General features: G+C 64.4%; 8 protein-coding genes. 6 read left to right on the top strand and 2 right to left on the bottom strand.

All coding sequences use genetic code 11. The features are described from left to right. A partial coding sequence (gene rbsK, locus ACT4OC_RS13345; protein WP_444839463.1) for a ribokinase occupies nucleotides 1–881 on the bottom strand: 881 nt, incomplete at its 3' end. Nucleotides 882–899: 18 nt separating this feature from the next. After that, nucleotides 900–1,796, bottom strand: coding sequence for a sugar kinase (locus tag ACT4OC_RS13350; RefSeq protein ID WP_444839464.1), 897 nt, complete (start codon nucleotides 1,794–1,796; stop codon nucleotides 900–902). Between the two features lie 206 nt (nucleotides 1,797–2,002). On the opposite strand from ACT4OC_RS13350, the gene ACT4OC_RS13355 reads away from it, so the two are divergent. From ACT4OC_RS13355 to ACT4OC_RS13380, 6 genes are all read left to right on the top strand, one after another. Next, the gene (locus ACT4OC_RS13355) at nucleotides 2,003–3,262 is read left to right on the top strand and encodes a Glu/Leu/Phe/Val family dehydrogenase (RefSeq protein WP_444839465.1); all 1,260 of its coding nucleotides are present in this window, start codon (nucleotides 2,003–2,005) and stop codon (nucleotides 3,260–3,262) included. Next, nucleotides 3,259–4,113, top strand: coding sequence for a VOC family protein (locus ACT4OC_RS13360; protein WP_444839466.1), 855 nt, complete (start codon nucleotides 3,259–3,261; stop codon nucleotides 4,111–4,113). Before ACT4OC_RS13355 ends, ACT4OC_RS13360 begins: the two co-directional genes overlap by 4 nt. Nucleotides 4,114–4,192: 79 nt before the next feature. Continuing rightward, nucleotides 4,193–4,924, top strand: coding sequence for a TetR family transcriptional regulator (locus ACT4OC_RS13365; protein ID WP_444839467.1), 732 nt, complete (start codon nucleotides 4,193–4,195; stop codon nucleotides 4,922–4,924). A gap of 126 nt (nucleotides 4,925–5,050) precedes the next feature. Then, a complete protein-coding gene (locus ACT4OC_RS13370) occupies nucleotides 5,051–5,857 on the top strand; it encodes an ABC transporter permease (RefSeq protein ID WP_444839468.1) in 807 nt (268 codons plus the stop codon). Between the two features lie 199 nt (nucleotides 5,858–6,056). After that, entirely contained in the window at nucleotides 6,057–7,034 is a 978-nt protein-coding gene (locus ACT4OC_RS13375) for an ABC transporter substrate-binding protein (protein ID WP_444839469.1), read from the top strand. Between the two features lie 3 nt (nucleotides 7,035–7,037). Next, nucleotides 7,038–7,869 (top strand): ABC transporter ATP-binding protein (locus ACT4OC_RS13380; protein WP_444839470.1); only part of this gene is annotated, 832 nt, incomplete at its 3' end.

A 7,869-nucleotide genomic window follows, 5' to 3' on the forward strand; every position in this document is an offset into this window, starting at 1 on the left:
GCCGTCGGCATCGACGGCGCGGCACCCATCCGCTGCACACAGATCGATGCCGCGGCATTGGCATATTTCAGCGCATCGCGGATCGCCTTCCCCTCCGCCAATTGCGCCGCCAGCGCGCCGACAAAGCAATCGCCGGCGCCGGTGGTGTCTACCGCCTTCACACTGCGTCCCGGCACAAGCATCGCTTCGCCGCCGGCCAGTACGAGCACGCCGCGGCGGCCGAGGGTGATGCAGATGGTCCTGTCCTTGCCGCGCAGTGGGCGCGCGGCCTCGATGAAGTAGGCGGGTTCGTCGCTATCGTGCAGTTCTCTCTTGGTCAGGAAGCCGAGCTCGGTTTCGTTGAGCACGAGGATGTCGACGAGGTCGAGCAGTTCGGGCCCGACCGCGCGCGCCGGCGCCGGATTGAGGATGGTGGTCGCCCCCGCCTTGCGGGCGCGCTTGAAGAACGCGGATATCGCGGGCAGGGGGATCTCGAACTGGCTGACGGCAACGTCGCCCTTGGCGAGCGGCGCGGCCGAAACATCGGCTTCGTCGACCCGCGCATTGGCGCCGGGAACGACGACGATCGTGTTGTCCGCGTCGGCCAGCGTGATTATGGCGGTGCCGGTGTGAACGCCCGGCGTCTCCTTCACCAGGCCCAGATCGATCGACTGTGCCGCAAGGAAGGTTCGGAGCTCCCGGCCGAATGCATCTTCGCCGAGCCGGCCGATCAGCGTCGTCAATACGCCTTGCTTGGCCGCCGACACCGCCTGGTTCGCGCCCTTGCCACCGGGGAAGTACAGCACTTCCTTGCCGGCGACGGTCTCGCCGATCTTCGGGTGACGCTCGGCGGTTGCCACTACGTCCATATTGATGCTGCCGGCAACGAAAACCCGCCCCATGCCGTCTCCCCCGCGGCGCTATCCGGCTGCGACCTGAAACTCCCGCTTCACGGCGTCGATGTCGGCAGGCGTCGGCAATCCCGCTTCGTTGCCGAGCTTTTGGATTTTATAGGTCGAGGCGGCGCGCGCAAACTCGAAATGATGCTGCCAGCCTTTCTCGGGGTGCGCGAGATAGGAATAGACGTAAGCGCCGTGGAAGACATCGCCGGCGCCGTTGGTGTCGATCACGAGATGGCGCGGGATCGGCAGCGCCGGCAGGCGTGTCACTGCGCCTTTCTCGTCATACCAGAGCAGGCCGTGCTCGCCCATGGTGACGCCGCCGATCCGGCAGCCGCGGCTCTTCAGGTAGGGGATCATGGCATCCGGCGTCATGTCCATCTGCTCGCACAACCGTTCGGCCACGATCGCCACATCGATGAATTCCAGCAGCTCATGCGTGTTGCTGCGCAGTCCGCCGCCGTCGAGCGAGGTCAAGATGCCCGCCTCGCGGCACAGCTTTGCATAGTGGATTGCGGCATCGGGCTGATGGCCGTCGACATGCAGCACGCGGCATCCCGTCAGGTTCAGGATCGGGAAGGGGTGGATGTGATGGTCGTCGCGGCATCGCACGATGGCGCGCCTGCCGTCCTTCGGCATGATGAAGGAAAGCGAGGACGTCTTCACCTTGCGTGGATGGAGCGAGATTCCGTATTTCGTCGCCATGTCCTGAAACATCCGCCCCAGCCAGTCATTGGCGACGGTGGCGATCAGGTCCGGCTCGATTCCGAGTTTGGCGCAGCAGAACGCTGCGGTCACCGCATTGCCGCCGAACGACACCGCATAGTCGGAGGCGACGTGCTTCTCGTCGCCGACAGGCAGGTGGTCGGTGATGAAGGTGACGTCGATATAGGTCTGTCCGATGAAGAGAGCCTGCATGCGTCTTCCATGGGCTGAAAGTGGATCCCGCCCGGCGCCGATACATTAGCACCGCTTATCGCAGATGATCGCCGAAAAAAATCGCATCCTGCTGCCTTTGTGCCTTGAGATGGGAATGCGGGGAGACTACGACCATCCCGAGGCGCCAGCATGCATAACGTCCGGATGCCGATTTTGGTTTCCGGCTGCGCCCGCGGGGAGGCGACATGACGGTCTATTCGGGCCCGGTATTCGAGATGGCGGTCAAGCAGTTCAACGTCATCGCCAACCACCTCGAAATCCCCATGGACGAGCGCGACCGCATCCTGATGCCGAAGCGGGCGGTCACGGTGTCCTGCCCGATCCATCGCGACGACGGCACGGTCGCGGTGTTCGAGGGGTACCGCGTGCAGCATCACCTCACGATGGGGCCGACCAAGGGCGGCACCCGATTTGCGCCGTCGGTCGATATCGGCGAGGTGGCGGCGCTGGCGATCTGGATGAGCTGGAAGTGCGCGCTGGTGGGCCTGCCCTATGGCGGCGCCAAGGGCGGCGTGACCGTCGATCTCTCCACCATTTCCAGGCGCGAGCTGGAATCGCTGTCGCGCCGCTACATGCAGGAGATGATCCCCTTCGTCGGCCCGCACACCGACGTGATGGCGCCGGACATGGGGACCAACGAGCAGGTGATGGCGTGGTTCATGGACACCTATTCCATGTACCAGGGTCAGACCGTCACCGAGATCGTCACCGGAAAGCCGGTGTCATCAGGCGGCACGCTGGGCCGGCGCGAGGCGACCGGCCGCGGCGTCGCGTATCTCTCCAAGCGGGTGATGAAGGAATTGAACATCGATCCGCACCGGGCCACCGCCGTTATCCAGGGGTTTGGCAATGTCGGCTCCTATGCCGCGCTGGAGCTCTATCAATTCGGGTTGAAGGTGACGGCGGTGAGCGACCATACCGGTGCGCTGCATGACGCTGACGGCCTCGACATTCCCGCGCTGATGCGCCACGCCACCACGCACGGCAGCATTGCCGGCTTCTCCAACCAGCTCGCCTTCGACCCCGCTCAAGTGCTCACGCTTCCCTGCACCGTGCTGGTGCCGGCGGCGATGGAGCGCGTCATCGATGCGAAGACGGCAGAGAACCTGAAATGCAGCATCCTCGCCGAGGGCGCCAACGGCCCGACCACGCCGGAAGCCGATCTCGTGCTGGAAAAGCGCAGCAATGAGGTGTTCCTGATCCCCGACATCCTCTGCAATTCCGGCGGCGTCGTCGTCAGCTATTTCGAATGGGTGCAGGATTTGCAGCAATTGTTCTGGGAAGAGGAGGAGGTGACGCGGCGGGAATACCAGATCCTGGACCGCGCTTTCGACCAGATGCTGTCGCGGGCCAAGGCCGATGGTACTTCGCACCGGACCGCGGCGATGGCGATCGGCGTCGAGAAGGTGCGCGCTGCCAAGAATACGAGAGGCCTGTTTCCGTGATCACCAGTCTCGACCACGTCGTCGTGCTCGTCAACGACATCGAAGCTGCGGCGGCGGCCTACCAGACGCTGTTCGCCCGCGCGCCGTCCTGGCGCAATGCGGGGGACGGCGCGGCGCGTACGCTGTTTACGCTCGACAATGCCACGCTGGAGCTGATGGCGCCCGATGGCGAGAGCGATGCCGCAAAACGCATCCGCACGCTGCTGGCCGAGCAGGGCGAGGGGCTGGCGAGCCTTTGCTTTCGCACCGACGACATCGCAAGGCTGCACCGCCGGCTCGATCGTCTCGCCCTGAAGCCCGAGGCGATCGCAGAAGTCGAAAGCCGAGACGACGTCAGCGGCGCCACGCTGTCGTGGAAGCGCACCCGCACCGCCACCGAGGCGACGCGCGGCGTGCGGATGTTCTTCCTCGAGCTGGCAAAGCCGCGGCCGCTGTCGGTGCGCATCGTGCCGGCGTCGATCACGGCGATGGATCATGTCGTGGTCTCGACGGCCGATCCCGAGCGCGCCGCCGCGCTGTACGGTGCGCGGCTCGGCCTCGACATGGCGCTCGACCGTTCGCACCCGGAGTGGGGACGGCTGATGTTCTTCCGCTGCGGCGATCTCATCGTCGAAGTGACGTCGCGTCCCGGCAAGGCGGACGAGACCAGGCCCGACCGCCTGCGCGGCATCTGCTGGCGCGTGCTCGATATCGACGCCACGCATGCGCGGCTGGCGGCCGCCGGCGTCGACGTTTCGGAAGTACGCGTCGGCCGCAAACCCGGCACGCGGGTGATGACGGTGAAGAGCGGCACCTGCGGGGTGCCGACGCTGCTGGTGCAGCCGGCGCCGAAACTGGCGACTGTGGAATGATGCCTGCCGCAGTGCATGATTTCGCGAACCGCGAAAGCCGTGTTACACGTCGCTCACCCGCCACCACCGAGCGACCGATTTGGCCAAGCGAAAGCGAGTACTGAAGTGGCAGCGCGACCCCGAGGGGATGCGGCTGCGCATCCTCGAGGCGGCCAAGCAGGAATTCGCCGGTCATGGGTTGGCTGGCGCCCGGGTCGACCGCATCGCGGCCAAGGCCGGCGCCAACAAGCGCATGCTGTACTACCACGTCGGCAACAAGGAAGACCTTTATCTCGCGGTCCTCGAAGGCGCGTATGAGAAGATCCGCGCCGAGGAGCGCGAGCTCGATCTCGAGCATCTGGCTCCGCCGGAAGCGATCGAGCGGCTGATCGCTTTCACCTGGAATTATATCCTGCGCAATCCGGAGTTCCCTGCGCTGCTGCAGACGGAGAACCTCGCGAAGGCGAAGCACCTCAAACGGTCCACCAAGGTCAAATCGATGCATTCGCCCTTTGTGGAGATGATCCGAACCGTGGTGCGGCGAGGCGTGGAGAGCGGCGATTTCCGCGTCGCGATCGACCCGGTGCAGCTATATATTTCCATCGCCGCGCTCTGCTTCTTCTATCTCTCCAACAGCGCCACGCTCAGCGTCATCTTCGGCCGCGACCTGTTGGCCAAGGAGGCCAAGGACGAGCGGCTCCAGCACATGGTGGCGCTGGTGCTGGCGGCGCTGACCGGCAAATCCGCGGCGTCCTTCGCCAAGGAAACCGCAAAGGAAGCGGACAAGGAAAAGCCGCCGAAACTGCGTTCTCCGGCACATCATACCGCCTGATCCCGCGGCCCGTTCCATCCGAGCGCGACATTTCGCGGCAATTTTGCTCGGCCAAGATGGCTGGACAGTAATTATCCAACGGGTTAATTTGTCGCCAACAAGCCGCCTTCGAACGGGGAGTGAGACATGGCCGAGCCGGAGGGCCCAAATGTCGTGACCAGGCTGCTGAATGCGGCCTGGGTCCGCCCCTTCCTGTTCCTGATCTTCATCGTCGTGCTCTGGGACCTGACGATCCGGGTGTTCCGGATTCCCGCCTACCAGATCCCGTCGCCCGGCGACGTCGTCGCCGTGCTCCGGACCGAGTGGCCGGAACTGCTGCGGCAGTCCTGGCCGACCACCTACGCCACCCTCTGCGGCTTCCTGCTGTCGGCCGTGTTCGGCATTCCCATCGCCATGCTGATCGCGGGGTCGAAGACGGTGGAGAGTTACGTCTATCCGCTCTTGGTGTTCTCGCAGTCGGTGCCGAAGATCGCGATCGCGCCGCTGTTCGTGGTCTGGTTCGGCTTCGGCATCATTCCGAAGGTGATCTCGGCGTTCCTGCTCGGCTTCTTCCCGGTCGTGGTGTCGGCCGTGCAGGGCTTCAAGTCGGTCGACCCCGACATGGTCGATCTCGCCCGCGCCATGCAGGGCAGCCGCTTTGCCGTGTTCCGCGCCGTGAACTTGCCGCACGCGATGCCCGCGATCTTTGCCGGCCTAAAGGTTTCCGTGACGCTTGCCGTGGTCGGCGCCGTCGTCGGCGAGTTCGTCGGCTCCAATTCCGGCATCGGCTATGTCATGCAGCGCTCGATTGGAACCTTCGACCTGCCGACGATGTTTGCCGCGCTGTTCATCCTCGCGCTGCTCGGCGTCATCCTGTTCTGGGTCGTCGACCGCATCGAGCGCCTGGTCATTCCCTGGCACGTCAGCCAGCGGGAAATTGTTTTCACCTCATGAGATTGGAGCCGTCATTGCGAGGAGCGAAGCGACGACCCGTCTACGCTTGCTGCGCAAGCTACGCCGGGCTTGGAGTCCGCCGAAGCTCGGAGAGCGAAGGCGGAAGCAATCCATGTCAGTGCGTGCGGAGCGATGGATTGCTTCGCTTCGCTCGCAATGACGAAAACAAAGAGTGAGACAACGGGAGGAGGAGAAAACCATGAGGAAACTACTTCTAGCGGCCGCGGCAACGCTGGCCTTCACCGAGCAAGCGGCAGCCGCCGACAAGGTCGTGCTGATGCTGAACTGGTACGTCTATGGCGAGCACGCGCCGTTCTATTACGGCAAGGCCAAGGGCATCTACGCCGCCGAAGGCATCGATCTCGAAATCCAGGAAGGCCGCGGTTCGGCGGCGACCACGCAGGCCGTGGCGGCGAAGACCGCCAATTTCGGCTATGTCGACGTGCCCACCATGATGCGCGCTGCGATCAAGGGCGCCCCCGTCGTCTCCACCGGCGTGCTGCTGCAGACCAGCCCGATGTCGGCCATGGGCTTCGTCGAGAAGAACATCAAGAAGCCCGAGGATATCAAGGGCAAGACGGTCGCGATCACGCCGGCCGACTCCATGACGCAGATCTGGCCGCTGTTCCTGAAGAAGACCGGCCTGAAGGAAAGCGATTTCCAGACCGTGGCGGGCGATGCGCAGACCAAGCTCAACGCCGTCATCAACGGACAGGCCGACCTGTTGCTCGGCTATGTCATGGACCAGTCGATGAAGATCAAGGACGCCACCGGCAAGGACGTCAACGCGATCAAGTTCGCCGACTACGGCATCAACATGGTCTGTTCTGGCGTCATCGCCAACGCCGACTACGTCAAGGCCAACGCCGATCTCGTCAAGCGCTTCATGGCGGCGACGACCAAGGCGGTGGAAGCCGCCGAGAAGGAGCCGAAGGCCGCCGCGCAGGCGATCCTCGACGCCAACCCGAAGGGCGGCAAGATCGAGACGCTGACCAAGGGTTTTGAGCTGACCATTCCGCTGTACCGGACCGCCGAGACCAAGGGCAAGCGGCCGTTCCAGGTCACCGACGCCAACATGAGCGACACGGTAGCGACGCTGGTCGAATATGGCGGGCTCGACGCCAAGGCCAAGGAAAACCCCAAGGCGTTCTACACCAACGACTACCTGCCGAAGTAAGTGATGAACGCAGCGAGCAACACCGCGGTCCAGCCAGGCGCGCATCTGCGCCTGGTGCAGGACCGCGCTTCGGGCAGTGGCGCGTCGGGGATAACGCTCTCCGGCGTGTCGAAGACCTACCGATCGCGCGACGGCGACGTGCCGTCGCTGCGGCCGCTCGACTTCCACATCAATGACGGCGAGTTCTTCGTCGTGGTCGGCCCGTCCGGCTGCGGCAAGTCCACGCTGCTCAAGATGATCTCCGGCCTGTTGCCGCCGACTACGGGCGAAATCCTGGTCGAGGGCGAGAAGGTGACCAAGCCCCACGGCAATGTCGGCATCGTGTTCCAGAACGCGCTGCTGCTGCCCTGGCGCAACATCCTCTCCAACGTGATGCTGCCGATCGACATGAAGCGGCTGCCGCGCGACAAATATCTGCCGCGGGCGAAAGAGCTGTTGAAGCTGGTCGGCCTCGAAGGGTTCGAGAAGAAGCTGCCCTGGCAGCTCTCCGGCGGCATGCAGCAGCGCGCCTCGATCTGCCGGGCGCTGGTGCACGACCCGAAGATCATGCTGATGGACGAGCCGTTCGGCGCGCTCGACGCCATGACGCGCGAGAAGATGAATGTCGAATTGATGCGCATCCAGCGCGAGACCGGCAAGACGGTGCTCTTGATCACGCACTCTATCCCGGAAGCCGTGTTCCTCGCCGACCGCGTGCTTGTCATGACCGAGCGCCCCGGCGCGATTGCGGCGATCTACGACGTGCCCCTGCCGCGCCCGCGCTCGCTCGATGCGATGGCCGACCCCGTGTTCACGGAGCTGGTGCAGCGCATCCGCAAGCACTTCTTCACCCAGA

The sequence above is a fragment of the Bradyrhizobium sp. genome, assembly GCF_052389815.1.
Taxonomy (GTDB): Bacteria; Pseudomonadota; Alphaproteobacteria; order Rhizobiales; family Xanthobacteraceae; genus Bradyrhizobium.